We start from the raw sequence: 24,975 nt of genomic DNA, 5'->3' as shown, positions 1-24,975 counted from the left end.
GGCTTGCGAGGATGACACGCCATGTCGTTGGAAACGGGGCAGAAGCGGGGCAAGGGCGGCACTGAAGCCGCGCGCCACCGTCGGTGCATCGTCACGCGACACCAAGCGGATGATCATGATCTGATCCGCTTCGTGCTCGACCCTCACGGCATCGTGGTACCAGACGTCAAGGCAACGCTTCCCGGGCGTGGTGCGTGGGTTTCTGCCAACAGGGCCGTTTTGGTAAAGGCCATCCAGCGCAACGCGTTCACCCGAGCCCTGAAACCCGAACAGCCGATCGGCGGTCTTGATGATCTCGAGCAGCGGACCGAGAAGGTTCTGCGCCAACAGGCGATGGGGGCTTTGGGGTTTGCGCGCAAAGCGGGGCTGGTGCAAACGGGCTTTACTAAGGTAGAAAGCGCCATCAAATCGAATAAGGCCCATGCCCTTTTGCACGCGACCGATGCGGGGGCAGATGGACAAAGCAAACTCGATCGGCTCGCCGGCCATGCCGGCGTGCCAATTTTCCGTGTGTTTACGCACGACGAAATCGGTTTGTCCCTCGGGCTCGAACATGTGATACATGCTGCGCTCCTTGCCGGTCCGGGAGCGGAAAAGTTTATTGCACCAATTTCCCGGCTCGGAGCATTCCGCTTTGTCGATGACGGGCCCAAGAATATGGGATTGGCGCAAGCAAATAAGCGATCAATAGCGGGTGCGAATAAGCGTGTCCGTGCAGGAGAATAGACGTCAGTATGAGTGATCAAGACACCACCGAAGACAAGCCCAAAGGCAAGCGGACCCTTTCGCTCAAGCCATCGACTGGCACTGTCCGGCAGAGCTTCTCGCACGGTCGATCGAATTCGGTCGTGGTCGAAAAGCGCAAGCGTCGCATCGTTGTGCCGGGCAGTGAACCTGCTGCGGCGAGCGAAACCGAGACGCGCGAGACCAAGCCGGCACCCAAGGTGGCTGTCCAAACGACAAAGCGTCGTGTGATCCAGACTGGTGGCGCGGACAAACCCGCTTCGGGGGGTAAGGCACCGGAAAGCCGGACCGCGACCAATGCTGAACAGGAAGCGCGCCTGGCGGCCTTGAAAGAAGCGCAGCAGCGCGAGGTCGAGGAAGCCAAACGGGCGGCTGAGGAAGCCAAGCGGCGGGCTGCCGAAGAAGAGCGGCTGAAGAAAGAAGCCGAGGAAGAGGCCGCGCGCCTCGCAGAGGAAGCCAAACGGGCGGCCGAGGAAGAGGCACGCCGGCCGAAGGTGAAGGACAAACCAGCCGATGACGCCCCAGCAGCGGCGGCAAGTCCGCCCAAGCGCAAGGAGCGTGATGACGAGGGCGAGGCTCCGCGTCGGGGCGATGCACGCGGCAAGCGGGCCGCACCAGCGCCGGCAAAACCTGCCCCACGGACTGATGAACGCCGCCGTTCCAAGCTGACGATCAATCGTGCGCTCAATGACGATGGCAACCAACGCGGCCGGTCTCTGGCTGCGATGCGTCGGCGCCAGGAAAAAGCACGGCGGGGACAGCAGCCGACCGGGCCGCGCGAGAAGGTTCTTCGTGAGGTTACGATCCCGGACGCCATCACCATTCAGGAACTGGCAAACCGGATGGCGGAGCGGGCGGTCGATGTCATCAAGATTTTGATGCAGCAAGGCCAGATGTTGCAGATCAATGACGTCATTGATGCAGACACCGCGCAGTTGATCGCCGAGGAGCTTGGGCACACGGTCAAGCGCGTATCTGAGGCCGACGTTGAAGAGGGTCTGTTCTCAACCGAGACGGAAGATGATGGTGAAGGCGCGCTGCCGCGCCCGCCAGTTGTCACGATCATGGGCCATGTTGACCACGGAAAGACGTCGCTTCTCGACGCTGTCCGGAACGCAAACGTTGTCGCTGGCGAAGCTGGTGGGATCACCCAGCATATCGGGGCCTACCAGGTCGAGAAGAACGACCAGAAGATCTCGTTCATCGATACGCCTGGCCACGAAGCCTTCACATCTATGCGCGCGCGCGGCGCGAAGGCTACCGACCTCGTGATTCTGGTCGTCGCTGCGGACGATAGCGTAATGCCGACCACCGTTGAAGCGATCAATCACACACGCGCCGGTGAGGTTCCGATGATCGTCGCCATCAACAAGATGGACAAGCCTGAGGCTGACCCGAACCGCGTGCGTACGGACTTGCTTCGCTACGAAGTACAGGTCGAAGGCATGGGCGGCGAGGTTCAGGACGTCGAAGTGTCGGCGACCACCGGCAAGGGCCTCGACGACCTTCTCGACGCGATCCTGCTGCAGGCAGAGATCATGGAGCTCAAAGCCAACCCCGACCGGGCGGCTGAAGGCGTCGTGATCGAGGCGCAGCTCGACAAGGGCCGGGGTCCGGTCGCTACAGTCCTTGTCCAGAAAGGCACGCTCAGGAAGGGCGATATTCTGGTTGCGGGCGCCGCCTGGGCGCGTATTCGCGCGCTGGTGAACGATCGCGGAGAGCAGGTTGACGAGGCCGGTCCATCCGCGCCCGTCGAAGTGCTCGGCTTCCAGGAGACACCGTCAGCGGGCGACCCGTTTGCCGTTGTTGAATCGGAAGCGCGTGCGCGCGAGATCACCGAGTATCGTCAGCGTCAAATTCGTGAAAAGACGGCAGCAATGCTGGGTACGGCTCGCGGCTCGCTTGAGCAGATGATGACGCGTTTGCAGGAAACAAACCTCAAGGAGTTTCCGATCCTCGTCAAAGGCGATGTTCAGGGCTCGGTTGAAGCCATCGCGCAGGCGGTTGAAAAACTTGGCAATGAAGAGGTGGCAGCAAGGGTGATCCACGCCGCGCCGGGCGGGGTCACCGAATCTGACGTCGCCCTTGCGGCCGCTTCGGAAGCGCCCATCATCGCCTTCAATGTCCGGGCCAACAAACAGGCGCGTGACGCCGCACAGGCCGAAGGCATCGAAATCCGGCAATATTCGATCATCTACGATCTCGTCGATGACATCAAAGCCGCGATGGAAGGATTGCTGTCGCCCGAACGCCGCGAAACCGAACTTGGTAACGCCGAAATTCTGGAAGTGTTCAATATTTCCAAAGTCGGGAAAGTCGCTGGGTGCACCGTCACCGATGGTAAGGTTGAGCGCGGTGCCGGTGTCCGGTTGATCCGCGACAATGTTGTCATTCACGAAGGCAGGTTGAAAACGCTCAAGCGGTTCAAGGACGAAGTGCCGGAGGTCAGTGCAGGCCAAGAATGCGGCATGGCGTTTGAGAATTACGAGGATATCCGCAAGGGTGACGTGATCGAATGCTTCCGGGTAGAAGAGGTGGCGCGCAAGCTTTAAGCGGCGCGCTGCCCCTCCGGCGAAGCGGTTCGAGGGCTACCAGATGAAACCCCCCTCTCAACGCCAGTTGCGCGTCGGCGAGCTTGTTCGGCATGCACTGTCGGATGTGCTGACGCGTGGTGACGTCCATCGCGCGAACTTGGGCAACACGCTTGTTTCAGTGTCCGAAGTGCGGATGTCACCCGACCTGAAAATCGCGACAGCCTTCGTCACCCCCATCGGGCCTGGCGACGCGGAGGCCATCTGCCGTCAACTTGCAAAGGCTCAGGGGGAGCTGCGCCGAGACATCGGCCGGCAGCTCAAGCTGCGCTTCACGCCGAGCCTTCGCTTCTTGCCCGATACCTCTTTTGACCAGTTTGGCCGCATCGACGAAATCCTTCGCTCGCCGGAGGTTTCGCGCGACACCGATCCCCACCGGGGGTCGGAGGGGGACAAAGGCTGATGGGTCGGCGCAAAAAAGGCCGCAATGTTTCAGGCTGGCTTGTCCTCGACAAGCCGGTTGGGCTGACGTCAACCCATGCAGTTTCCCGGGTCCGCAGGCTGTTCGATGCCAAGAAAGCCGGGCACGCAGGTACGCTCGATCCCCTTGCGTCCGGCATTTTGCCCATTGCGCTGGGGGAGGCCACCAAGACGGTTCCCTACGTCATGGACGGCGAGAAACGCTACCTTTTCACGGTCCGCTGGGGCATTGAGACGACCACCGACGATACCGAGGGCGAAGCGACGGAACGGTCGGCCATAAGGCCGAGCCATGACGCCATCTTGTCGCGACTACCGCAGTTTGTCGGGACCATCGATCAGGTTCCGCCGACCTTTTCAGCCAAAAGGGTTGATGGCGAGCGGGCCTACGATCTTGCCCGGGACGGTGAGACCGTCGAACTCGATGCTTCGCAGGTTGAGATTCATGACATTGTCTATCTTGGTTCACCCGATGAAGACCGCGCCATGTTCGAAGCGCATTGCGGCAAAGGCACCTATGTCCGCGCACTAGCCCGGGACATGGGTCGCGCGCTGGGTTGCTTTGGTCATATCACTAGCCTGAGACGTACGCAGGTCGGGCCGTTCAATGAGGATGACCTGGTAACGCTGGAAGATCTCGAGACCATGGAGGAGCCGCAAGAGCGGGATGTGTTTCTTGCGCCGATGGACAACGCATTGTCCGACCTTCCCGTTATCTCTGTGGTGCCTGGTGACGCGGCAAAGCTGCGGCGCGGCATGAGCCTGTTGATCCGCGGGCCGGATGCTCCGCCCAATGGCGAGGAGGCCTACGCGATGGATGGTGACGATTTGGTCGCCATTGGCGTGATGGACTACGGCAAGTTCCAGCCCAAACGGGTCATGGTTCCCGACGCGTAAGGTTTGCCCGGCTCGACAGACGCTTTGAACGGGACGAGGCTGCCGTGTTTGGTTGCGAGGCGCGTCTAGCTAGCGACCCATAAACCCAAAGATCTCGCGTAGCCGCCCGTCTTCCGCCTGCAGGACGAAGTAGGTGCCGTTGCCAAAAGGATTGCCGTCGCGAGAAACCCTGAAGTGGATGCGGGCAAAGTCCCGGACGGACTCGACATCTCCGTCCAAAGAGAAAACCATGTTGTTCGCCTCTTCGCGGAAATCCGTGATGAACATGGCAAACTGAGAGTGCCCGATACAGGGGCCATCCCGGTGGACATCGTCATAAATGCAGTCGCGGTCGAGTGCGCTGACAATCAGCCCAAGGCGAACATCCGCATCAGGCTCATTCCAGATGGATAAGAAGAGCTCGGCTTGCTTGTTGCTCACGGGCATGCGGCGGCCTACGGACGGATAGCGTCGGGCCATATCGTCGATGGCGCGGGCTTCGGCGGTACTCAAACCTCGGCCGCTGGGCCAGGATGGCACTTCGGCACGGGCGGTCACAGGTCGGGACATCTTACTGTACTCTCATACTCTACGTACCCCTACAGGGGGCGGCTGCCGCGCAACTTTGCATTACCACACCGCAGCATTGCGGCTGTTTTAGGCCGGGCAAGCAAAGGGCACTTACCTCAGACCGCCAAAAACGCATCCCTGCGAGCCATTCTGGCTCAATTGAACTCACCAATTCTCGCATAAGGCCATGGTTTATTAGCAGGGTAAACATTTAAGTGCCGTCGTCCAGCTACTGACGATGCGGTAGTTAATGCAGCGTTGCGCGGACTGTACCAAAACGAGAAGCGGCGTGATCCGTGTTGGCGGACGGGCAGTTTCGTTTATATGCAATGCTGGTCGGCCGACCATCGGCCTGAAAGGCCCACTCATGACCTTGCTCATCCTGTTTGTCATTCTCGCGATCGGCGTATCGTTCCTATGCTCGATTCTGGAAGCGGTTCTTCTATCGATCACGCCGTCGTTCGTTGAGGCTCTTGAAGAGGACAAACCAACACTCGCGGCAAAGTTACGGGCGTTACGCGGCGATATAGAACGGCCGCTGGCTGCCATCCTGTCTTTAAACACCATCGCCCATACCGTCGGTGCCACTGGCGCTGGCGCGCAGGCGGCACGGGTGTTCGATGATACCGGGGTCGGCATCTTTTCCGCGCTTTTGACACTTGGGATTCTCATTCTGTCCGAGATCATCCCGAAAACCTTGGGTGCAACCTACTGGCGGGGCCTTGCTGGCTTTGCCGCACGGGTTCTGCCTTGGTTGATCATAGCGCAGCTGCCGCTTGTCTGGCTGAGCCAATGGATCACCAAACTGATGACCCGGGGCAAGACGGACGCCGAAGTCTCCCGCGAAGAAATCACCGCACTGACCAGCGCTGGCCAAAAGCTTGGTATCGTCGAAGAGGATGAAACCCGCGTGGTGACAAACCTCTTCCGCATGCCTGAGATTGAGGCACGGGAGGTTATGACCCCTCGCACGGTCATCGACCACCTGCCCGCGGAGACGCCGGTTTCCGAAGCTGTCAACAATCGCGATGGCTTTCCGCACTCTCGGCTGCTGGTCAGCGGTGAGACGATCGACGAAGTCCAGGGCTTCGTCCTGACCCGTGAATTGCTCCTGGCGGCGGTTCGGGGAGAGGGCAAGAAGACCGTCGCGGACTATGCTCGCGAACTTCCGCGCATCCCTGAGGATACCGATCTGGATGCGCTGTTCGATATGCTCATGGATCGCGAGGCCCACATCGCGCTTGTGGAAGATGGATACGGCGGAACCGCTGGCCTGGTGACGATGGAGGACGTTCTGGAAACCTTGCTGGGCACCGAGATCGTCGACGAACACGATCAGGCGGCAGACCTGCGCAAGGTCGCGGTCGCCCGTGCCCGGCAGCGCCGGAAGCAAGCGTCGAAGGCCGCCGAAAAACCAGCCGAGGCCTAGCCTGAACGCTCTTCCAGCTTGCTCTTTCCTTCGCGCGCGAAAACGCCTATAAGCTGCGCAACGTCAGTGCGGGGTGCCCCCACACTGGCGTTTGTTTTGGAGGCAAGACAGCCCCCTTCGCAGACCCTCGCTGGACGACATCCCGGCCCAGGGTGACTTTTACCTCCATTATTGAAAGGAGAAATTCGATGTCGATCACTGCTGAGCGCAAAGCCGAGCTTATCAAGGACTTTGGCGTCAAAGACGGCGACACGGGCTCGCCCGAGGTACAGGTCGCTATTCTGACCGAGCGCATCAACAATCTCACCGAGCACTTCAAATCGCACGGCAAGGACAACCATTCCCGCCGCGGCCTTTTGAAGATGGTGTCACAACGACGCTCGCTTCTCGATTATGTGAAACGTGGCGATGAAGAACGGTATAAATCGCTCATTGGTCGCCTAGGCATTCGTCGCTAGGCGAACGTGCTTTGACGTATCGGGGTTTACGCGGTTTCCCTTGCACGGGAGATCGTGTATCCCAACCACGGTTTTGCGGCCTTCTGCGGCCGCAAAACATATACCTGTGGTCTGCCATAGTATCGGTGCGATCACGGGTTCTTTCGCCGGCTGTAGGAACGGCGAAGGCCACTCATATGCTGGCGGGTCCTGTTGTTTGATGGTACCCGGCGTTCGCGTGGTCACTGGCAGGATTGCCGACCCTTGAGACCCCACGATTCTCAAGGCTCCGTCGTCTTGCTGTTGGCTTGAACACCAGCCGAAACGGTAGACATGCACGTCACCCTCCACAGGAACGCTCGCCCCAGGTGAGCACTTCCCTCGGGCGGGTCGTCGTCTCTAGCGCCCAGCGGGCGCGCGGCCTTCGCTTTTCTTGAGACCGGTATGCTTCCATCCTTGGAGGCGACACTCTTTGTGGCTCTGTGCCAACGGCACAACCGCGCACTTCTGTGGCTCTGTCCTTACGGCACGACCACGCACTTCTGTGGCTCTGTGCCTACGGCACAACCGCGCACTTCTGCAGCTCTGTGCCCACGGCACAACCGCACACTTCTGTGGCTCTGTGCCCACGGCACAACCGCACACTTCTGTGGCTCTGTCCTTACGGCACAACTGCAGCTGTTTCCGGACATTCGATCCATGGGGGATCGGGCCGGATTTGACCGGGGCATTCCTCAATCCGTGAGGATGCCCAACACAAGGAATGATGGATGTTCAATCATCACAAAATCACCCTCGATTGGGGCGGGCGCGATCTGGTGCTCGAATCGGGCAAGGTTGCCCGGCAAGCCGATGGCGCGGTTATCGCCACCTACGGCGAGACAACCGTCATCGCGACCGTTGTTTCGGCCCATGCGCCCAAACCGGGCCTCGATTTCTTTCCGCTGACGGTGAATTACCAGGAAAAGTATTACGCTGCGGGCCGTATCCCCGGCGGTTTCTTCAAGCGTGAAGGGCGCCCGACCGAAAAGGAAACGCTGGTTTCCCGCTTGATCGACCGGCCCATCCGCCCGCTGTTTGTGGAAGGCTACAAGCATGAAACGCAGGTCATCTGCACCTGCATGTCCTATGACAGCGAAAACGACCCCGATATGGTTGCAATGGTCGCCGCATCCGCTGCGCTGACCCTGTCCGGCGTGCCGTTCATGGGCCCCATTGGCGGGGTGCGCGTGGGCATGATCGATGGCGAGTTTGTGCTGAACCCGCTCGTCGACCAAATGGCCGATACAGACCTCGACCTGATCGTTGCCGGGACCAGCGACGCCGTTTTGATGGTGGAATCAGAAGCCAAAGAGCTGGACGAGAAGACCATGCTCGACGCCGTCATGTTCGGCCACCGCGGCTTCCAGCCTGTGATCGATGCGATCATCCAGCTGGCCGAAAAATGCGCCAAGGAACCCCGCAACTTCCAGCCCGAAGACCTGTCTGAACTGTACGACGCCGTGTCGGGCATGGTGTCGGACGATCTGGCGGCGGCGTATGCCATCACCACCAAAATGGAGCGTCAGGACGCCATCGGCGAAGCCCGCAAGAAGGTCATGGCGACGTTCTTCCCCGAGGGCGCCGATGCGCCTGTCTGGACCGAAACGCAGGTCAAGACAGTCTTCAAAAAGGTCGAAGCGGCCACCGTTCGCGGCAACATCCTCAAGACTAAGAGCCGCATCGATGGCCGTGATCTGTCGACCGTTCGCCAGATCGAAAGCGAAGTCGGCATTCTGCCGCGCACGCACGGCTCATCGCTATTCACACGCGGTGAAACCCAGGCCATCGTTGTGGCGACGCTGGGCACCGGTGATGACGAACAGATGATCGACGGGCTCGATGGTCTGCATTTCGGCAACTTCATGCTGCACTACAACTTCCCCCCCTTCTCGGTGGGTGAAGCGGGCCGCATCGGCTCGCCCGGTCGGCGAGAAATCGGCCACGGCAAGCTTGCATGGCGTGCCATCAATCCCATGCTGCCGGCCAAGACCGAGTTCCCTTATACGCTGCGCGTTGTCTCGGAAATCACCGAATCCAACGGCTCATCGTCCATGGCAACCGTTTGCGGCACCTCGCTGGCGCTGATGGATGCCGGTGTGCCGCTTAAGGCGCCGGTGGCCGGCATCGCGATGGGTCTGATCAAGGAAGGCGACGAGTTTGCCGTTCTGTCTGACATTCTCGGCGATGAGGATCATCTGGGCGACATGGACTTCAAGGTCGCCGGTTCGGAAAACGGCATCACCTCGCTGCAGATGGACATCAAGATCGATGGCATCACCGAGGAGATCATGCAGATCGCCCTCGACCAGGCCAAAGGCGGTCGCCTGCACATCCTGGGCGAGATGGCCAAGGCACTTGGCGAAGCGCGCGCCGAGCTGGGCGAGTTCGCTCCACGCATTGAGCAGCTGTCCATTCCAACCGACAAGATCCGCGATGTGATCGGCTCGGGCGGTAAGGTCATCCGCGAGATCGTCGAGAAGACCGGTGCCAAGATCAACATCGAAGATGATGGCACGGTCAAAGTGGCCTCCGCCGACGGCAAGTCGATCGAAGCAGCCATCAAGTGGATCCGCTCGATCACCGATGATCCCGAAGAGGGCGCGATCTACCAGGGCACGGTCGTCAAAACCGTCGACTTTGGCGCGTTCGTCAATTTCTTCGGCCCGAAAGACGGCCTCGTCCACATCTCGCAGCTCGCACCGCAGCGCGTTGGCAAGACCACCGATATCGTCAAGGAAGGCGACAAGGTTTGGGTCAAGCTTTTGGGCTTCGACGATCGCGGCAAGGTTCGCCTTGGCATGAAGATGGTCGATCAGGAGACCGGTGAAGAGATCACGGAGACCGAAGCAGCTGAGTGAACCGCTTGCTTGGTCTGAAGGAAGCTCTGAGGAAAAGCTCGGCTTTCTGATCAGCATTTAAGCAGACGCCGGGGTAGAAACACCCCGGCGTTTTTGCATCATCGCACCCTATGGCAAAACTCGACATCCCGCCGGCACGCCTGACAGCAACGTTTCTGATCGCCTGCGTCGGCGCATCGCTGGGGACGTACGTGCTTCTTGATCAGGGCGCGTTGACGGTTTCGGCTCGCTTGCGTTTCGGCGACAACCTGATCGAAGCGGTGTTACACTACCTGTCGTTCCTGACGGTTCTGACCAACGCGATGTTGGTGGCGGTCTATATCTGGTTTGTCAGCAGCGGGCGGCTGCTGCGTTTCATGCGCCATCCAAGCCTGCACGCCTTTCTCGCCGCGCTGATCATCATCGTCGGCGTTGTGTGGCATGTGATGTTGCGCTCGGAAGGCATGAGCCTGAACACCATCTATCTGCATTATGTGGCACCACCGCTCTATCTGCTGTGGTGGACCCTGCGCAGACCACCTCAGGCACCCCATTATCGCGGGGTTTCCGTGCTTATGGCGCTCCCCTTGGGGTATGCGGTATGGACGCTGGCGCGGGGCGCGGTGACCGGTAGCTACCCGTATGGGTTCGTCAACGTCCCTGAAGTCGGATACGGCGCGACGCTTCAGATGATGGGTTTTTTGCTTGCCACGCAGTGGGTGCTGGCCCTCAGTTTTGCGGCGGCAGGGCGATTGATTGCAAACAGATCCTAGGGATTGACCATCACAGAGCTGGCTAGCGCATCCTGCTTGGCGCTGATCTTGCGCTTCACTTCGCTCAACGTGCGGTCGCATCCTTCGTGGCGCTGATCTTGCGCTTCGCTCCGCTCAACGTGCGATCGCATCCTTCGTGGCGCTGATCTTGCGCTTCGCTCCGCTCAACGTGCGATCGTATTCCTGATTGCGCTGATCTTGCGCTTCGCTCCACTCAACGTGCGATCAGCGCTAGACCTTCCGCAGTTCCACGGTTTCGATTGTGTGCTCACCACTTTTGGTGAGAATCAGATCCGCACGAGCGCGGGTCGGGCGGATGTTGTTGCGCAGATTGGGCAGGTTGATGCCGTTCCAGATATGCGTCGCGACCGCACGCGCTTCCTTGTCGGTCAGCTTTGAGTAGCGGTGAAAGAAGCTTTCGGGATCGCGAAACGCTGTTTCGCGCAGGCGCATGAAGCGTTCTACATACCAACGGTGCAGCGTCTGTTCGTCACCATCGATGTAAATTGAGAAGTCAAAATAATCGGACACAAACGGGACCGGTCGGTCCGCATCGGTCGGCTGGCGCGCCTGCAGAACATTGAGCCCCTCAACGATCAGGATATCGGGCCGGTCGACCGAAATAGTCTCGCCAGCCACCACATCGTACACGAGATGCGAGTAAACCGGCGCTTCAACATGCTCGAGGCCCGCCTTGACGTCTGAAAGGAAGCCTAGAAGCGCCTTCACATCATAACTCTCAGGAAACCCTTTGCGGTTCATCAGCCCTTCGCGGTCAAGCACAGCGTTGGGAAGCAAGAACCCGTCTGTTGTGATCAGATCAACCTTCGGCGTGTTGGGCCATCGGCTCAAAAGCGCCTTCAGCACACGCGAGGTGGTCGACTTGCCAACGGCGACCGAGCCGGCGACGCCGATGACAAAAGGAACCTTGGCGTCTCTCGCACCGAGAAACCGCTTGGTCGCCTTGAACAGCTGCTGCGTTGCAGCAACGTACATCGCCAACAAGCGCGAAAGCGGCAGGTAGATCGTCTCAACCTCTTCCATCGACAGGCGGTCGTTGAGCGATTGCAGCGCGCTGATCTCATCTTCGCGCAGGAGCATGGGCTCGCCGGCGCGCAGCGCCGCCCATTCCTCGCGGCTGAACACGCGGTAGGGCGACAATTCCGATCGGTTCATCTGATCCAAGGCGGGCCGCCCCCGAATTCTGCCCGAGACAATCTCTGAAGCGTTTATGAGGGGCGCGATGCCTTTTCCGCTAGCCCGGACTGTCCCGTACGCTGACGCAATTCATCCATGACATCGGCCAGCGGTACCCCGCCGATGCGAAGAACCACCAGCAGATGGTACAACAGGTCGGCGGCCTCGTTGGTGAGGTTGTTGCGATCATCCTGCAGGGCGGCGATCATCGTTTCCACCGATTCTTCGCCGAGTTTGCGTGCAGCCTTTGCCATGCCGGCATCAGCCAATGACGCCGTGTAACTCTCGCTCGCCGGAGCTTTGATACGCTTGGCAAGTATTGCGTCGAGGTCGGCAAGGGTGAAGTCGGTCATGGTGTCCCACCGTGGGCTAGGCGGGACGCATCGCGATACCCGCTTCCATCATGTGATCCTTGACCTGTGGGATCGTCAAGGTTCCGAAATGAAAGACCGACGCGGCCAAAAGCCCTGTGGCGTGGCCTTCGCGGACACCATCAATGAAGTGATCAAGCTGACCAACGCCGCCCGAAGCGATGACCGGCACGGGCACAGCGTCGGCAATCGCGCGCGTCAAGGCGAGGTCGAAACCCGCTTTGGTCCCGTCGCGATCCATTGACGTCAGCAGAATTTCGCCGGCGCCTAAAGCGACGACATCCTTGGCGTACTCCACAGCGTCGATACCGGTGGGCTTACGGCCACCATGGGTAAAGATCTCGAACCATTGCGTGCCATCCGCGCGAACGGAGTGCTTGGCGTCGATCGCAACAACGATGCATTGCGCGCCGAATTTCTCCGATGCGCGGCGCACGAAGTCCCGATCGAAGACGGCTGCCGTGTTGATCGAGACCTTATCTGCGCCGGCAAGGAGAAGCTTACGGATATCGTCAAGCGTCCGGACCCCGCCCCCAACCGTCAGCGGCATGAAGCAGTTTTCCGCCGTCTCGCGGACAACATCGAAAATGATGTCGCGATCCTCGTGGGATGCAGTGATATCGAGGAAGCACAGTTCATCCGCCCCCGCTGCATCGTAGGCCTTCGCAGCTTCGACCGGGTCCCCGGCATCGACCAGATCGACGAAATTCACGCCTTTGACGACGCGCCCATCCTTGACGTCGAGGCAGGGGATTATGCGGGGTTTGAGGGTCATGGCTACTCTGCCGCTTGGGCTGCGGACCGCGCTGGCAACGTCCCGTTGATCACATAGGCAAGGATTTCCGCCACTTGCTCGGGCTCTCGGGCGACGGCAAGCGCAGCAGCGTTGACCTCCTTGAGCGCATGGTCGTGCTCGGGGCGCTGAATGACGATCAACGGCTTGCCCAGTGCCGATGCGATGCCCGCGTCGAAAGCGGCGTTCCATTGGCGATATTTCTCCCCGAAGCGGACCACGACGATGTCAGCGTCGTTGATCAGCGTCCGCGTTCGGATCGCATTGATCTGCGCGCCCTTGTGATCATGCCAGAACTTGTCGGGCTCCGAACCCAGAATAGCGACCCCGCAATCATCGCTCGCCCCATGATCGGTCACAGGAGCGGAGAACCGCACCGGCAGATCCGAGGCATTGGTGGCGCGCTCAATGGCTTCGCGCCAATCGGTATGGATTTCGCCAGACAGGTAAACAGACCAGGTTTTCATCGTATTGAAGCTCCAATCGACCCTATGAGCCGTTCTCTTCCCGCTTCTTCTGGATCGTGTAGACGATATAAAGGCCGACCAATGTCAGGGCTGCCATCGGCACCGATATGATCGCCCAAGCGATCATGCTCATCAATGCATTGGCGAAACTTGCGAAAAACCCATCCGGGTTGGCGCACGTGGCAATAGGAAAGTTGACGGCGCATCCCAAGATGCGAGCGACGATCTCACCGAGAAAGGCCCCGACCAGCGGGAACAGGCCTATGATGAGCACAAGCGCAATCGACGCGCGCCAGGCCCATCTTTTGGCTTCCTGCTCGCTTGCTTTCTCGCGCGAACGCATGCGCATGCTCATTTCGCGGCCTCCAACATCTGCAACGCCTGCTGCGGGTCGATACGCCCATCATAAAGCGCTCGGCCGGAAATCGCACCCTCCAGATGCGCGGCGTCGCGCTCGGTCATCCGTGCGATGTCGGCCATCGAGGCAAGGCCGCCGGATGCGATAACCGGGATCGAGACGGCATGGCCAAGAGCGATGGTTGCGTCCCAGTTTATGCCGGTGAGAACACCGTCGCGATCAATGTCTGTGTAGACGATTGCTGCGACCCCGGCATCCTCGAACGCTTTGGCGAGGTCGACCGCGTCCATATCGGAAGTCTCTGCCCAGCCTTCGACAGCGACCTTGCCGTCGCGCGCATCGATGCCGACAATGATCCGGTCGGGATGGCGCGTCGCGGCATCCTTGACGAGCTGCGGATCACGAACGGCCACGGTGCCCAGAATGACCCGGGCAACGCCCTTGTCGAGCCAACCGTCGATGCCGGCATGGTCGCGGATGCCGCCGCCTAGCTGCACGGGATTGTCGGTGCTGGCGAGGATCGCGTCCACGGCGTCAGCATTCTTGCTTTCTCCCGCAAACGCCCCGTTCAGATCGACCACATGCAGGTGGGTAAAGCCCATGGCTTCAAACTGCGCCGCCTGAGCGCCAGGGTCGGTGTTGTAGACGGTGGCGTCGTCCATCGCGCCTTTCTTGAGGCGGACACACACACCGTCTTTGAGGTCGATCGCGGGGAAGAGGATCATCTGCTTAGGGCGCCCACATCAGAAAATTCCCGATAAGGGCAAGGCCAAGCGCCTGGCTCTTCTCGGGGTGGAACTGTGTCCCAACAAGATTGTCCCGGCCGACTATGGCGGTGACCGGACCGCCATAGTCCGTGCCCGCGATCACGTCATCTTCGTTCTTCGCACTCAGATGAAAAGAGTGGACGAAATAGGCGTGCAAGCCATCCTTTCCCGTCTTGATGCCTTCAAGGATCGGATGAGCGCGCGTTGGTGCGAGCACGTTCCAACCCATATGCGGAATCTTGAGGGAAGGGTCGGCTGGGCGGATGGCCTCCACGTCGCCGGCGATCCAGTCAAAACCCGCTGTTTCACCGTGTTCAAGACCACGCGTCGCCATAAGCTGCATGCCGACGCAGATCCCGAGAAACGGAACGCCTCGGTGGGTCACTGCATCGAAGAGTGCGTCTTGCATGCCATCGACCGCCATCAAGCCAGCCCTGCAATCAGCAAACGCACCAACCCCGGGCAAGATAACCCGATCAGCGCCCGCCACCACATCGGGTTGAGACGTGACGGCGATCCGCGTGTCCAACCCTTGCTCACGCGCTACGCGCTCAAAGGCCTTGGAGGCTGAGCGCAAATTGCCAGAGCCATAGTCTATGATGGCGACTGTTTCGGTCATGTTCGGCGGGTTCAGCTTGGAAGGCCAGGCAGCGGTGGCGGCGCAGAACTGCTGGGCCGCAGAACCGGACCACCGCTCGGACCGCTTTTGCCGCGCAAACCCAACATGCGCTTCTCGCACAGCCAATCAGCAAAGAAAATTTGCTCGGCCTCTAGCTGGTTCTTCGCCTGCAGCACCGCAATCTCGCGATAGCCCTTGAGCGCCATGCTTTCGAGCCGCAATTGCCCCGCTTCAATCATGATGATCAGCGCCAGAGCAACCGACAGCGCTGCCGTTGCCAGCTCGGGGACTGTAAAGGACAAAAGCTGGATGCCGACAATCAGCAGGACATATCCAAGAATGGCCCACCACAGACGCCGGATCGCCATCCAGATCAGCGGTATAAACAGCGCAGCGAGCGACCAGCCATGCCGAACAAAGACGAGGCTATCAGCATAGTTGATCGGATCATCTGGTCGGGTCTTGGGCTCAAAAACCGAGTAGGTGCGCATCGCTAAAGCGCTCCTTTTGTCGTGGGCAGGTCATCGGCAACCCGCGGGTCGATACTCAACGCTTCGCGCAGAGCACGGGCAACAGCCTTGAAGATGCTTTCGGCTATATGATGGCTATTGGCGCCGTAGACGCTCTCGACATGCAAGGTGATCCCCGCATTCATTGCCAGCGCTTGGAAGAATTCGCGCACAAGCTCGGTGTCGAACGTGCCGATTTTTTCTGCCGTAAAGTCGGCGCGCCAAACCAGGAAAGGCCGGCCCGATACGTCAACCGCTGCACGGCTCAGCGCCTCATCCATCACCAGATCCATCGACGCATAGCGGCGGATACCGCGCTTATCGCCGACCGCTTGGCGGATAGCTTCACCCAATGTGATACCGACATCCTCGACAAGATGGTGATCATCGATGTGCACGTCACCTGTCGCATTGACCGTCAGATCGATCAGAGAATGCTTCGCCAGCTGGTCCAGCATATGAGCAAAAAAGCCTGCCCCGTTGAGCGTGATCGAAGACGTGCCGGTACCATCAAGATCGATGGTCACGTCGACGGTGGTCTCGCGCGTCGTGCGCTCGCGGGTGGCAGATCGTGTCATGGGTAACTCAATTTTGCGGCCGCCATCCTCTAACAGGGCCTTGGGGCGCTTCCAAGGGCCGATAGTGGCGGCAGGCGGCCGAAACCCGTTTTCACGTAAACAGCGTCTTGCGTCGGCATAGCGAGCTGTTTGCATTTGCGCATGGGACCCCTACATGCGCTTCACCGCGACCATGAACGAAAATGGACTTTTCGATGCACGCTCCCGATACCGCTTTACCCGCCATGCATGCCACCACAATCGTTACCGTCCGCAAGGGCGGCAAGGTGGTGATCGCTGGCGATGGTCAGGTCTCGCTTGGACAAACCGTCATCAAGTCAAACGCCCGCAAGGTGCGCAGGCTCGGCAAAGGAGATGTCATCGGTGGTTTTGCTGGCGCGACGGCGGATGCATTCACCCTTTTCGAGCGCCTTGAGGCAAAGCTCGAGCAATACCCCGGCCAACTGAAACGAGCGGCGGTTGAGCTTGCCAAGGACTGGCGCACAGACCGTTATCTGCGCCGCCTTGAGGCTATGATGATCGTTGCCGACAAGTCCGAAAGCCTGATCCTGACCGGCACCGGTGATGTGCTGGAGCCCGAGGATGGCATCATGGCGATTGGTTCAGGGGGAAATTACGCACTGGCCGCCGCCCGGGCATTGTCCGACAGCGAACATGGTGCAGATGAGATCGCCAAGCGAGCGCTTACCATCGCCGCCGACATTTGCGTCTACACCAACCACAACCTTGTGGTGGAGGTACTCGAAGACGCTGCAGATGCGTAATATCACGCGTGACCGGTCATTCGTCACGAACGCATCCTGGCGTGATGGGGTAAATCATGAACATTAAATTTTGACCGTACGGTCAATTCCCGTATTCCGGGTCCGTAATATTTTGCCGGCACATTTTCCGATGGGGCAAGCGGCTCATCCACATTCAAATCTTCAAACCCCTAACGGAAGCCAAAAGCGGCCTGAAGCATCGTGCAGAGCCCAGCCAACCAGTTTCGATTCGAGAGCGTTACATTCCGTGACCGGACGATGTTGACCAATTGGCTCTCAATCGACAGCTCACAGGAATGGTGGGGCAACCCTGCCCAGGAACTCCGCCTGATCTTCGAGGGGGAGCGCACAGGCGAGTCCCGCGGATTTATCGCCCACCACAGCGATCACGGACCGTTCGCCTATATCCAGTGCTGGGACCCATCACGAGTTCCGGACCATCTGGTGGATCAAGACCCATGGGTGCGCGATCAGGCCGCGGGGACACTGGGTGTTGATATCACGATCGGCGTCCCCACCTTGCTGGGAAAAGGCTTAGGCTCACAAACTGTGTTTGCCTTTGGCGACATGCTGTTCGCGGAAGGTACGCCCCGTTTGATCATTGACCCCGACGCCCGAAACACGCGCGCTGTGCGCGCTTATGAAAAAGCAGGTTTTACCCGCTTCAACAGTCATACCAACGCCGACGGCTCCATCACGCTCCTGATGGAACGGCTTCCTCCGAAGGATTAGTCCGCATGAGTACCTTTTCCCCGCGCGAGATCGTCTCCGAGCTCGACCGCTTCATCATCGGCCAGAAAGACGCCAAGCGCGCCGTGGCGATTGCGCTTCGCAATCGATGGCGCCGACAGCAGCTCGAAGACGATCTCAAAGAAGAGGTCCTGCCAAAAAACATTCTGATGATCGGTCCAACCGGCGTCGGTAAGACGGAAATCTCCCGCCGTCTGGCGAAGCTTGCCAACGCGCCATTCATCAAGGTTGAGGCAACGAAGTTCACAGAAGTCGGGTATGTCGGTCGCGATGTCGAGCAGATCGTGCGCGATCTCGTTGAGGCTGCAATCGGGCTGGTGCGCGATGCCAAGCGCAAACAGGTTGAAGCGCAGGCGCATATCGCTGCCGAAGATCGTGTGCTTGATGCGCTGGTCGGTGAAAACGCATCACCGGCAACGCGTGACAGCTTCCGCAAGAAATTGCGGGAGGGTCAACTCAACGACAAGGAAATCGAAATCGCCGTCCGCGATACGGGCGGGGGCATGCCGATGATGGAGATCCCGGGCATGCCAGGCGCAAACATGGGCATGGTCAATCTTGGCGACATGCTGGGCAAGGCGTTTGGCAACCAGCGCACGAAGAAGCGCCGCGTGTCGGTTGCCGACAGCCATGACCTGCTGCTTGCTGAGGAGTCCGACAAGCTGCTTGATGATGAAGAAATCCAAGCCGAGGCGATCCGGCTGACCGAAAACAACGGTATCGTGTTCCTGGATGAGATCGACAAGATCGCATCAAGCGCCGGTAGGGGTGGCGATGTGAGCCGTGAGGGTGTGCAGCGCGACCTGCTGCCGTTGGTTGAGGGAACCACAGTGGCGACAAAGTACGGCCCGGTAAAATCCGATCATATCCTGTTCATCGCGTCAGGGGCCTTTCACGTGGCGAAGCCTTCGGACCTGCTGCCCGAGTTACAGGGCCGCCTGCCGATACGTGTGGAGCTGCAAGCGCTTACCCGCGATGATTTCCGCCAGATTCTGCGTGACACAGAAGCCAGTCTCATCAAGCAGTATATTGCCTTGATGGGCACCGAGCAGGTTGAGATCTCCTTTACTGAAGATGCCATCGACGCAATCGCGGATGTCGCGGTGGATCTGAACGCTTCGGTCGAGAACATCGGTGCGCGCCGCCTTCAGACTGTGATGGAACGCATTTTGGACGAAATCTCCTTCACCGCACCGGACCGTGCGGGCGAAGAGATCGTGATAGATGCGGGCTATGTGACTGAAAATATTGGAGAGTTGGCGAAAAATACCGACTTGTCGCGCTTCATTCTCTGACGTCGCCAGCTGGACGACCCGGCCCACCCTCACCCGCCAGCCTCACCAAATGGTCTTCCAGGGCTGCACACTGGTCGGCCGAAAGAGCCCCGATGAGCCGGGACAATCGGTTGGCTAAACGGGTTGCCTCCGGTGAACCGCCGGCGGTGTCGATCACCACTTTTGGGTCAGATACCATGGCCAGGGCTTCCAGCTGTTCAGCCTCATCCCAGATCAGGTTGAAGTAGCCGACCAGCCGCTGGATGAAGCCCCAGTTGGGCAGGCCTCTATGGCCGTGTTCAAGCGCCGAGAGATAGGCGTTTGAGACGCCAAGGGCCTGCGCCATCTCCAACTGCGTTACGCCGCGTTGCTTGCGCAGAGACCTCAACCTGACCCCAAGCGGCGTCATGTGCGCGGGCTCGCGTTTTGGCGATCACCAGACGTTTTCGCCCTGAGCCGAACGTATAACGCCCCCTCGCCCCCATGGGCGGCGTGCGCTTGCTCGACTGACAGCACCGCGAAGCGAAGGTCGGGTGCAGCGAGCCAACTGGGAACCGCCTGCCTGAGAATACCAGAGCCCACGGCCCATGGTGGATCATGCGGGCGCAGCGCGCGCTTGCGAGAACCCTTGCCTGTGATGACCAGGACAGTCCGATGACCACGGGCATGGCTTCGAAAAATGAAGCTTTGGAGGATATCGCGCGCTTCATGCTGCCTGTAGCCGTGCAAGTCGAGGCGAGCATCGATGGGCGTTCGGCCACGCGTTATGCGTTGCCGGGTCTTTCGGTCGAGCGCGACCAGTGGTTGCCGCTCTGGAACCTGCATGGAGGTAGTACCGGTTCCACCTGGCGATGGAGCGCGCTGTCGAGACGCCGAGCCGGACTTGTTAGCCAGCTTTTGCACCGTTGGGGCGGCATCCGCTGGTTGGATTGGCTTCGGCGTCCCTGCGCCGCCATTGAGCGTGCCACCGGCGACTTGGATTGAGGGTCCTTGGCTTGACGGTCGTTGGCTTGGGGGTCCTTGGCTCGGGGGTTCTTGCTCAAGATAATCTGCCAGCGCCTGGGAGTAGCGAGCGCGCTGACCGGCGTCAAGCGGGTCGACAGTACGCTTGACCCGATCCCACAATCCCCGATCCGCGTCGGTAGCGGGTGGATCGGCCCGTAGCGAGCGGGACGTCCGCTTGGACCGTTTCTTGGCCATCACTGGGAGATCGGCTGCATGAGGTCGGGCGATTTCGGAACCAGAACAATAAAGGTCACCGCCATGTTGACGCGTCCGGCTAACGCCCCTGCCGCATGACCGGAGCCAATAAAAATGTCGCCGCGTGCGGGGCCAACAATGGCTGAACCCGTATCTTGTGCGATCATCAAGCGCTGCAACGGCCGTTGATCGCCTGGTAGTCCCTCTTGACTATGGACAAAAATCGGCGAGCCGAACGTGTGGAGGTGCCGATCGACGGCAAGGCTACGCCCAGGGGTAAGCGGTACACCGGCAGCGGCAACCGGTCCGAGTTCGGGCGAGGTATCGTCAGTCATGGCAAAGAAAATATAGGACCGATTGGTCGCAAGGACAGCGTCCCTATCGTCGTCATCCGCGGCGTTGAGCCAGTCGCGGATAGACTGCATTGTGACGTCCTCAAGCGCCATCGCGCCGCGTTCGACAAGTGTCCTGCCGATGGGCGTGTAAGGATGGCCAGACTTACCCGCGAAATTAACCCTCCGCACGGACCCATCGGTCATTGCGAGCCGCGCTGATCCTTGGATATGGGTAAAGAACACATCAATGGGATCATCGAGCCAAGCGATCTCCAGTCCTTGTCCATCGAGTGCTCCAGCCATGATAGCCCCGCGATCAGGGAAAGGCTCATAGCGCGCTGATCCTTGTGGGCCAATGCGACGCCCCCAGGTGAGCGTATCGGGCAGACCCAACTCGTCTGGCGGGCGCGGCAGCTCAACGAGATCCGGTGGTCGCGCGTAAAGCGGGTGCCGGAATTCACCCGTCCGCTCAGCCGATGCGCGCAATTGCGGCTCAAAGTACCCTGTCAGGAGCCCTTCGCGTTCCACGGCCATTGGCGTGAAATGTTGCTCAAAGAATGCGCGCGCAGAGATGGGCCGATCTTGCCGGACCAAACGGCATACCGCCGAAAGCGCCTGGGCGCTCACACCATTGACGCGTGTTCTCGTCGGGCGGCTTTGCAAGCCCTCACAGGTGCGTAAAAACGCAGCAAAGGCGGCTGTATGATCGTCGTCATCCCAGCCGGGAATGTCGGCGAAGTCCACGGGCCGCATGGATGATGGAAAGTCCGGTGTGCGTGTGTCTGCCACGGTTTCCACCACCGCCATCCAGGGCCCTAAGAGCAAACAGATGGTTGCTGCAACCATCTGCCAGCCACGGGCGGCGCGGGCGCGCCTTCGGCGTACCCCACTGCAGACGGCAAGCGGTGGCGCATCACGCCAACACCGTCCGCCGTCATCCATCCGCTGTCAGGTCGCCTCTGTTGCGACGAGCTTCCAATTGGGGTCAGACTGTTTGGTGTCGCGGGCGAAGGTCCAGATATCGATCATCTCCGTCACCTCGGACGGGTCGCCGTCAATAACGCGCCCATCGGAGTCCTTGGTGACCGAAATCAGCTGGCTTTTGAAGCGCATGGTGATTTGCGCCACAGTCCCTGACAACTCGGCTTCAATCAGGTCCGACTTGTCGAGACCAATAAAGGTAAAGTCCACGGTCTCGCCAGCTTCCTGGCGTTCATCGATCGCCGTGGCGAAGCCCGCATAGACGTCCTCGTCCAGCAACGGCCGAAGAGAACTTTTGTTGCCAGCGGCAAAGGCGGTAACGATCATTTCGTAGGCAAGGCGCGCGCCGTCAACGAACTCGCGCGCATTAAATGATGCGTCCGCGGCAAGCAGACTTTTAAGGGCGTCTTCCACCGCCGAACCTGGTTTGACCACGCCGCCAATACGCTCCTCGGGATCAATGTCCTGAGCGCGAGCGCGAGCGGTGGGAAGGGTGATGACTTTGTCGCCACCCGCTTCGCCATCGTCTTTCGCCGCATCTCGGGCTGTATAGGGATCAAATGGCGGACGCTCATGGCCGGTGCGGCGGCCAAGGACCGATCGCAGACGGAAAAAGATCACGACCGCGAGCGCGAGGAAAAAGAGCGTGTAAATGTCCACTGGCGATTCCATATCGGCTTGTCGTCAAGCCGGTTCCTCTCACAGGCAGCTCCACCACTGCTTTGTGGCGTTTTTGCTGCGGAGCGCGCTCCAGTGTTCTGTAACCAGGCCAAAGCGGCCCGTTATGTGCTGAATCGCGCAAATCAACGTTGGGATGCATTTAGGGTCGAATGTAGGCCGGTTTCAAGCAGCATCCAGTTTAACGTGCAAGCGTCGCTGCGCCGCATGCTTACCAAGCGCACCCACGCTCGTTCGCGGTAGGCAACGTCGAGTTGGGCAAGAGGGCGTCAAGAACGGCAACGACCGATGATTACCCTGTGCCGCGGAAGCTGACCACTACGGTGGTCAAATGCACAACAGCACATCATGCCTAACAGTGATGTTGTGCTTGTGTTTGCGCGCAACCATGCCCACATTCTGCCTATGCCTTTTGCCATTATCTTTCTGTTATTCATATTCCTTGAGATCGCCGGGTTCGTCGCGATGGCCGAAGCCATTGGCCTGTTGGGCGTTTTTGGTCTGGTTATCGCCGGTATCTTTGCGGGCGGGCTGATCATACGAACCATCGGTTTGGCCAGCGTGCGCCGCATGCAGGAGCGGGCCGACGCGGGCGAAACAGTCGGCCAGGAGCTGGGCGGGCTGGTTCTGGGCTTTCTTGGTGGGTTGCTGCTAATTGTTCCGGGTTTTCTGACGGATCTTCTCGGCCTGCTTTTGCTCATCAAACCTGTTCAAATGCTGGTATGGCCGCGCTACGGACGACAAATGGCGGACCGAATGCCACCGATGGGAGCTTATGGGGGCGGGCAGGCGCAGTGGCGCAGCCCAGGTCGTGGAGAGCCATCGGGCAGCTCAACAAACGCCAGCCAACCAAATACCAGCAGTGTGGTCATTGACGCCGAACCCGTCGATCCGGCCGGTTCGGAGCGCGAGACATCTGATCCTCGTCCAAACCAAACCCGGTCGGATAACCCCTGGGGTTAAACGCCAAGCCTTTTACGCCACCACGACCCGGCGATCCTCGTCCAACTGAGAATGCTTCGCTCGGCACAGGCTCGACGCAGTCAAAATGCGGGCGTCGGACCGTGCTTGCCCGGTGCGGTCCAAAATGGTAGCCCCCCGACCTACACATATCGCCGCCACGCTTGTTGCAGGCGGCGCAGGCAGCTTCATCACCCATTGTTTTTATCACACCTGAGGGAATTCTCGCGGCATGGCTTCACGCAAGACGGGCTCCGGCAGCAAGTCGGATGCAACCAAAACAGAATCCGATAGCACGGACGCAAAAGCAACTGACGACGACGCTAAGACCGAGCCGGGCTCAAACGGTGGCGGAGAAGCCGCAGCGGCAGCAGCGGCGGCGGCAGCGGCTCCGCAACAAACCCAGACGCCCCCGCGCTTTCAGGCTGTGGCGCAATATGTTCGCGATCTTTCGGTCGAAAATCCCAATGCCCCTCATTCCATGCGCAAGACGCAGCAGCCGAAGATCGACATCAATGTCGGCGTTCAAGTGAACCCGCAGGCCGATGGTCTGCAGGAGGTCGTACTGAAACTCGATTGCAAGGCAGGCGAAGGCAAGGACATGATGTTTGCCGTCGAGCTAGCCTATGCCGGGCTCTTCCGAATCGAGAACATGACCAAGGAACAGACCCAGGTAGCCTTGATGATCGAGGGGCCAAGGCTTTTGTTCCCGTTTGCGCGCGAGATCCTCGCCAATGCCACCCGCCAGGCGGGCTTCCCACCGCTTATGCTCGACCCGGTGGATTTCCTTCAGCTGTACCGCCAACGCGCGGTTCAAGCACAGGCAGCAGCGGCTGCTAAAGCCAGCTAACGCATCGACGGCAAGCTCAAACATCACCGAAGCCGGCACATCATGCGATGGCCGGCTTCTTTGTTTTCTTGATTATCCGGAAGCAGATCTTCACTATCGGTACTATTGATAGTCTTTCCAGACTGCGCCCTCGCCGAGGGTGCCGATAAAGTCGCGGTGAGCCTGCTGCTCATTTTCTGCGATTGCCAGGTCAATCTGGCGTGGGCGCATCAGCGTGGTTGACGATCCTTCGCGATTGCGCCGCCGATTTGCTTCGCCAAACCGCATTGTGGTCTGGCGTGCGCCGATAAGCTCAACATAAACCTCCGCGAGCAGTTGGGTATCAAGCAGCGCATTGTGCTTTGTGCGAGCGGACAGATCGATCCCAAAGCGATTACACAACGCATCAAGTGAGTTGTCAGAACCAGGGAACTTTCGCCGGGCAATCGCAACGGTGTCGATCATCCTCTCAAACGACATGGTGGGCCGGCTGCTGCGTTCCAACTCGGCGTTCACAAAGCCGAAATCGAACATCGCATTGTGGGCAACCAAGCGCGCATCACCGATGAAGGTGAGCCAGTCATCTGCAAGCGTGTGAAATTCTGCTTTGTCAGCCAGAAACTCGTCGGAAAGCCCGTGAATCTCTTCCGCCTTGGCGGGCATGGGCATCATGGGGTTGACGTAGTGGTGGAAGGTCTGACCGGTGGGAACGTAGTCGACCATTTCGATCGCTGCGATTTCACAAACACGGTCACCTTCGGCGGCTCGAAGTCCGGTCGTTTCAACGTCAAAGACAATTTCTCGCATGGAACACTTTTGGCTGAGG

The 24,975-nt window shown here is 59.6% G+C and carries 28 protein-coding genes; 13 read left to right on the top strand and 15 right to left on the bottom strand.

The window, feature by feature from the left end; translation table 11 throughout:
* Positions 1–21: 21 nt before the first annotated feature.
* Genes AAF739_11780 through truB form a run of 4 tightly spaced genes read left to right on the top strand, consistent with a single transcriptional unit; the run spans position 22 to position 4,652 of the window.
* The gene (locus AAF739_11780) at positions 22–726 is read left to right on the top strand and encodes an RNA-binding protein (GenBank protein ID MEM6383346.1); all 705 of its coding nucleotides are present in this window, start codon (positions 22–24) and stop codon (positions 724–726) included.
* 8 nt (positions 727–734) lie between these two features.
* A complete protein-coding gene (gene infB, locus AAF739_11775; protein ID MEM6383345.1) occupies positions 735–3,296 on the top strand; it encodes a translation initiation factor IF-2 in 2,562 nt (853 codons plus the stop codon).
* Between the two features lie 43 nt (positions 3,297–3,339).
* Positions 3,340–3,738 carry a 30S ribosome-binding factor RbfA gene (gene rbfA, locus AAF739_11770; protein ID MEM6383344.1) on the top strand — a complete coding sequence of 133 codons (399 nt, stop codon included), beginning with the start codon at positions 3,340–3,342 and terminating at the stop codon, positions 3,736–3,738.
* Positions 3,738–4,652, top strand: a complete 915-nt coding sequence (truB, locus tag AAF739_11765; protein ID MEM6383343.1) for a tRNA pseudouridine(55) synthase TruB — start codon at positions 3,738–3,740, stop codon at positions 4,650–4,652. The genes rbfA and truB overlap by 1 nt, the downstream gene beginning before the upstream one ends.
* Before the next feature lie 69 nt (positions 4,653–4,721).
* Here the strand turns inward: truB and AAF739_11760 are convergent, their stop codons facing one another.
* Positions 4,722–5,201 carry a hypothetical protein gene (locus tag AAF739_11760; GenBank protein MEM6383342.1) on the bottom strand — a complete coding sequence of 160 codons (480 nt, stop codon included), beginning with the start codon at positions 5,199–5,201 and terminating at the stop codon, positions 4,722–4,724.
* Positions 5,202–5,568: 367 nt separating this feature from the next.
* Here AAF739_11760 and AAF739_11755 point away from each other — a divergent pair, with 367 nt between their 5' ends.
* From AAF739_11755 to AAF739_11740, 4 genes are all read left to right on the top strand, one after another.
* A complete protein-coding gene (locus tag AAF739_11755) occupies positions 5,569–6,630 on the top strand; it encodes a hemolysin family protein (GenBank protein ID MEM6383341.1) in 1,062 nt (353 codons plus the stop codon).
* 188 nt (positions 6,631–6,818) lie between these two features.
* Positions 6,819–7,088 (top strand): 30S ribosomal protein S15, encoded by a 270-nt coding sequence (rpsO, locus tag AAF739_11750; GenBank protein MEM6383340.1) that lies wholly within the window; start codon positions 6,819–6,821, stop codon positions 7,086–7,088.
* Between the two features lie 749 nt (positions 7,089–7,837).
* Complete coding sequence (gene pnp / locus AAF739_11745; GenBank protein MEM6383339.1) at positions 7,838–9,967, top strand: polyribonucleotide nucleotidyltransferase; 2,130 nt, start codon at positions 7,838–7,840, stop codon at positions 9,965–9,967.
* A 110-nt stretch (positions 9,968–10,077) separates the two neighbouring features.
* On the top strand, positions 10,078–10,719 hold the full coding sequence (locus AAF739_11740; GenBank protein ID MEM6383338.1) for a Pr6Pr family membrane protein: 642 nt from the start codon (positions 10,078–10,080) through the stop codon (positions 10,717–10,719).
* Between the two features lie 231 nt (positions 10,720–10,950).
* Here AAF739_11740 and coaA read toward each other — a convergent pair whose 3' ends face one another.
* Genes coaA through hisB form a run of 9 tightly spaced genes read right to left on the bottom strand, consistent with a single transcriptional unit; the run spans position 10,951 to position 16,378 of the window.
* On the bottom strand, positions 10,951–11,895 hold the full coding sequence (coaA, locus tag AAF739_11735; GenBank protein ID MEM6383337.1) for a type I pantothenate kinase: 945 nt from the start codon (positions 11,893–11,895) through the stop codon (positions 10,951–10,953).
* 53 nt (positions 11,896–11,948) lie between these two features.
* Complete coding sequence (locus tag AAF739_11730) at positions 11,949–12,269, bottom strand: phosphoribosyl-ATP diphosphatase (protein ID MEM6383336.1); 321 nt, start codon at positions 12,267–12,269, stop codon at positions 11,949–11,951.
* Between the two features lie 16 nt (positions 12,270–12,285).
* Entirely contained in the window at positions 12,286–13,062 is a 777-nt protein-coding gene (hisF, locus tag AAF739_11725; GenBank protein MEM6383335.1) for an imidazole glycerol phosphate synthase subunit HisF, read from the bottom strand.
* Between the two features lie 2 nt (positions 13,063–13,064).
* Positions 13,065–13,547, bottom strand: coding sequence for a YtoQ family protein (locus AAF739_11720; GenBank protein MEM6383334.1), 483 nt, complete (start codon positions 13,545–13,547; stop codon positions 13,065–13,067).
* A 22-nt stretch (positions 13,548–13,569) separates the two neighbouring features.
* Entirely contained in the window at positions 13,570–13,902 is a 333-nt protein-coding gene (locus AAF739_11715) for a hypothetical protein (protein MEM6383333.1), read from the bottom strand.
* Complete coding sequence (hisA, locus tag AAF739_11710; GenBank protein MEM6383332.1) at positions 13,899–14,630, bottom strand: 1-(5-phosphoribosyl)-5-[(5-phosphoribosylamino)methylideneamino]imidazole-4-carboxamide isomerase; 732 nt, start codon at positions 14,628–14,630, stop codon at positions 13,899–13,901. The genes AAF739_11715 and hisA overlap by 4 nt, the downstream gene beginning before the upstream one ends.
* Positions 14,631–14,634: 4 nt before the next feature.
* Positions 14,635–15,291 carry an imidazole glycerol phosphate synthase subunit HisH gene (gene hisH / locus AAF739_11705; GenBank protein MEM6383331.1) on the bottom strand — a complete coding sequence of 219 codons (657 nt, stop codon included), beginning with the start codon at positions 15,289–15,291 and terminating at the stop codon, positions 14,635–14,637.
* An 11-nt stretch (positions 15,292–15,302) separates the two neighbouring features.
* Positions 15,303–15,782, bottom strand: coding sequence for a DUF2628 domain-containing protein (locus tag AAF739_11700; protein MEM6383330.1), 480 nt, complete (start codon positions 15,780–15,782; stop codon positions 15,303–15,305).
* A gap of 2 nt (positions 15,783–15,784) precedes the next feature.
* A complete protein-coding gene (gene hisB / locus AAF739_11695; GenBank protein ID MEM6383329.1) occupies positions 15,785–16,378 on the bottom strand; it encodes an imidazoleglycerol-phosphate dehydratase HisB in 594 nt (197 codons plus the stop codon).
* A gap of 224 nt (positions 16,379–16,602) precedes the next feature.
* Between hisB and hslV the strand changes: the two genes are divergently transcribed.
* The 3 genes from hslV (at position 16,603) to hslU (ending at position 19,187) form a co-directional block, all read left to right on the top strand.
* Positions 16,603–17,142, top strand: a complete 540-nt coding sequence (gene hslV, locus AAF739_11690; protein ID MEM6383328.1) for an ATP-dependent protease subunit HslV — start codon at positions 16,603–16,605, stop codon at positions 17,140–17,142.
* Between the two features lie 201 nt (positions 17,143–17,343).
* A complete protein-coding gene (locus tag AAF739_11685) occupies positions 17,344–17,874 on the top strand; it encodes a GNAT family N-acetyltransferase (GenBank protein MEM6383327.1) in 531 nt (176 codons plus the stop codon).
* A 5-nt stretch (positions 17,875–17,879) separates the two neighbouring features.
* Entirely contained in the window at positions 17,880–19,187 is a 1,308-nt protein-coding gene (gene hslU, locus AAF739_11680; GenBank protein MEM6383326.1) for an ATP-dependent protease ATPase subunit HslU, read from the top strand.
* On the opposite strand, the gene AAF739_11675 is transcribed toward hslU, so the two are convergent.
* The 4 genes from AAF739_11675 to AAF739_11660 all read right to left on the bottom strand — a co-directional run bounded on the left by AAF739_11675 (position 19,177) and on the right by AAF739_11660 (position 22,354).
* Positions 19,177–19,575, bottom strand: coding sequence for a helix-turn-helix domain-containing protein (locus AAF739_11675; protein ID MEM6383325.1), 399 nt, complete (start codon positions 19,573–19,575; stop codon positions 19,177–19,179). The genes hslU and AAF739_11675 overlap by 11 nt on opposite strands.
* Entirely contained in the window at positions 19,572–20,366 is a 795-nt protein-coding gene (locus AAF739_11670) for a Smr/MutS family protein (GenBank protein ID MEM6383324.1), read from the bottom strand. The genes AAF739_11675 and AAF739_11670 overlap by 4 nt, the downstream gene beginning before the upstream one ends.
* Positions 20,366–21,490, bottom strand: a complete 1,125-nt coding sequence (locus tag AAF739_11665) for an MltA domain-containing protein (GenBank protein ID MEM6383323.1) — start codon at positions 21,488–21,490, stop codon at positions 20,366–20,368. Before AAF739_11665 ends, AAF739_11670 begins: the two co-directional genes overlap by 1 nt.
* Positions 21,491–21,649: 159 nt before the next feature.
* A complete protein-coding gene (locus AAF739_11660; GenBank protein MEM6383322.1) occupies positions 21,650–22,354 on the bottom strand; it encodes a Tim44/TimA family putative adaptor protein in 705 nt (234 codons plus the stop codon).
* Positions 22,355–22,708: 354 nt separating this feature from the next.
* Here AAF739_11660 and AAF739_11655 point away from each other — a divergent pair, with 354 nt between their 5' ends.
* Positions 22,709–23,323 carry an FxsA family protein gene (locus tag AAF739_11655; protein ID MEM6383321.1) on the top strand — a complete coding sequence of 205 codons (615 nt, stop codon included), beginning with the start codon at positions 22,709–22,711 and terminating at the stop codon, positions 23,321–23,323.
* Positions 23,324–23,552: 229 nt separating this feature from the next.
* A complete protein-coding gene (gene secB, locus AAF739_11650) occupies positions 23,553–24,170 on the top strand; it encodes a protein-export chaperone SecB (GenBank protein MEM6383320.1) in 618 nt (205 codons plus the stop codon).
* A gap of 102 nt (positions 24,171–24,272) precedes the next feature.
* Here secB and dnaQ read toward each other — a convergent pair whose 3' ends face one another.
* On the bottom strand, positions 24,273–24,956 hold the full coding sequence (gene dnaQ, locus AAF739_11645) for a DNA polymerase III subunit epsilon (protein MEM6383319.1): 684 nt from the start codon (positions 24,954–24,956) through the stop codon (positions 24,273–24,275).
* Between the last annotated feature and the right edge of the window lie 19 nt (positions 24,957–24,975).

The sequence above is a fragment of the Pseudomonadota bacterium genome (assembly GCA_039024915.1).
In the GTDB taxonomy this organism is placed as follows: domain Bacteria; phylum Pseudomonadota; class Alphaproteobacteria; order Rhizobiales; family MH13; genus MH13.
The sequence above is the reverse complement of the archived record's forward strand: the minus strand, read 5'-3'. Positions and strand labels throughout refer to the sequence as shown.

Bases quoted from the DNA above. Each gene is read 5' to 3' on its own strand.
- AAF739_11780 (MEM6383346.1), top strand. From the start codon at position 22: ATGTCGTTGGAAACGGGGCAGAAGCGGGGCAAGGGCGGCACTGAAGCC.
- infB (MEM6383345.1), top strand. From the start codon at position 735: ATGAGTGATCAAGACACCACCGAAGACAAGCCCAAAGGCAAGCGGACC.
- rbfA (MEM6383344.1), top strand. From the start codon at position 3,340: ATGAAACCCCCCTCTCAACGCCAGTTGCGCGTCGGCGAGCTTGTTCGG.
- truB (MEM6383343.1), top strand. From the start codon at position 3,738: ATGGGTCGGCGCAAAAAAGGCCGCAATGTTTCAGGCTGGCTTGTCCTC.
- AAF739_11760 (MEM6383342.1), bottom strand. From the start codon at position 5,201: ATGTCCCGACCTGTGACCGCCCGTGCCGAAGTGCCATCCTGGCCCAGC.
- AAF739_11755 (MEM6383341.1), top strand. From the start codon at position 5,569: ATGACCTTGCTCATCCTGTTTGTCATTCTCGCGATCGGCGTATCGTTC.
- rpsO (MEM6383340.1), top strand. From the start codon at position 6,819: ATGTCGATCACTGCTGAGCGCAAAGCCGAGCTTATCAAGGACTTTGGC.
- pnp (MEM6383339.1), top strand. From the start codon at position 7,838: ATGTTCAATCATCACAAAATCACCCTCGATTGGGGCGGGCGCGATCTG.
- AAF739_11740 (MEM6383338.1), top strand. From the start codon at position 10,078: ATGGCAAAACTCGACATCCCGCCGGCACGCCTGACAGCAACGTTTCTG.
- coaA (MEM6383337.1), bottom strand. From the start codon at position 11,895: ATGAACCGATCGGAATTGTCGCCCTACCGCGTGTTCAGCCGCGAGGAA.
- AAF739_11730 (MEM6383336.1), bottom strand. From the start codon at position 12,269: ATGACCGACTTCACCCTTGCCGACCTCGACGCAATACTTGCCAAGCGT.
- hisF (MEM6383335.1), bottom strand. From the start codon at position 13,062: ATGACCCTCAAACCCCGCATAATCCCCTGCCTCGACGTCAAGGATGGG.
- AAF739_11720 (MEM6383334.1), bottom strand. From the start codon at position 13,547: ATGAAAACCTGGTCTGTTTACCTGTCTGGCGAAATCCATACCGATTGG.
- AAF739_11715 (MEM6383333.1), bottom strand. From the start codon at position 13,902: ATGAGCATGCGCATGCGTTCGCGCGAGAAAGCAAGCGAGCAGGAAGCC.
- hisA (MEM6383332.1), bottom strand. From the start codon at position 14,630: ATGATCCTCTTCCCCGCGATCGACCTCAAAGACGGTGTGTGTGTCCGC.
- hisH (MEM6383331.1), bottom strand. From the start codon at position 15,291: ATGACCGAAACAGTCGCCATCATAGACTATGGCTCTGGCAATTTGCGC.
- AAF739_11700 (MEM6383330.1), bottom strand. From the start codon at position 15,782: ATGCGCACCTACTCGGTTTTTGAGCCCAAGACCCGACCAGATGATCCG.
- hisB (MEM6383329.1), bottom strand. From the start codon at position 16,378: ATGACACGATCTGCCACCCGCGAGCGCACGACGCGCGAGACCACCGTC.
- hslV (MEM6383328.1), top strand. From the start codon at position 16,603: ATGCATGCCACCACAATCGTTACCGTCCGCAAGGGCGGCAAGGTGGTG.
- hslU (MEM6383326.1), top strand. From the start codon at position 17,880: ATGAGTACCTTTTCCCCGCGCGAGATCGTCTCCGAGCTCGACCGCTTC.
- AAF739_11675 (MEM6383325.1), bottom strand. From the start codon at position 19,575: ATGACGCCGCTTGGGGTCAGGTTGAGGTCTCTGCGCAAGCAACGCGGC.
- AAF739_11670 (MEM6383324.1), bottom strand. From the start codon at position 20,366: ATGGCCAAGAAACGGTCCAAGCGGACGTCCCGCTCGCTACGGGCCGAT.
- AAF739_11660 (MEM6383322.1), bottom strand. From the start codon at position 22,354: ATGGAATCGCCAGTGGACATTTACACGCTCTTTTTCCTCGCGCTCGCG.
- AAF739_11655 (MEM6383321.1), top strand. From the start codon at position 22,709: ATGCCTAACAGTGATGTTGTGCTTGTGTTTGCGCGCAACCATGCCCAC.
- secB (MEM6383320.1), top strand. From the start codon at position 23,553: ATGGCTTCACGCAAGACGGGCTCCGGCAGCAAGTCGGATGCAACCAAA.
- dnaQ (MEM6383319.1), bottom strand. From the start codon at position 24,956: ATGCGAGAAATTGTCTTTGACGTTGAAACGACCGGACTTCGAGCCGCC.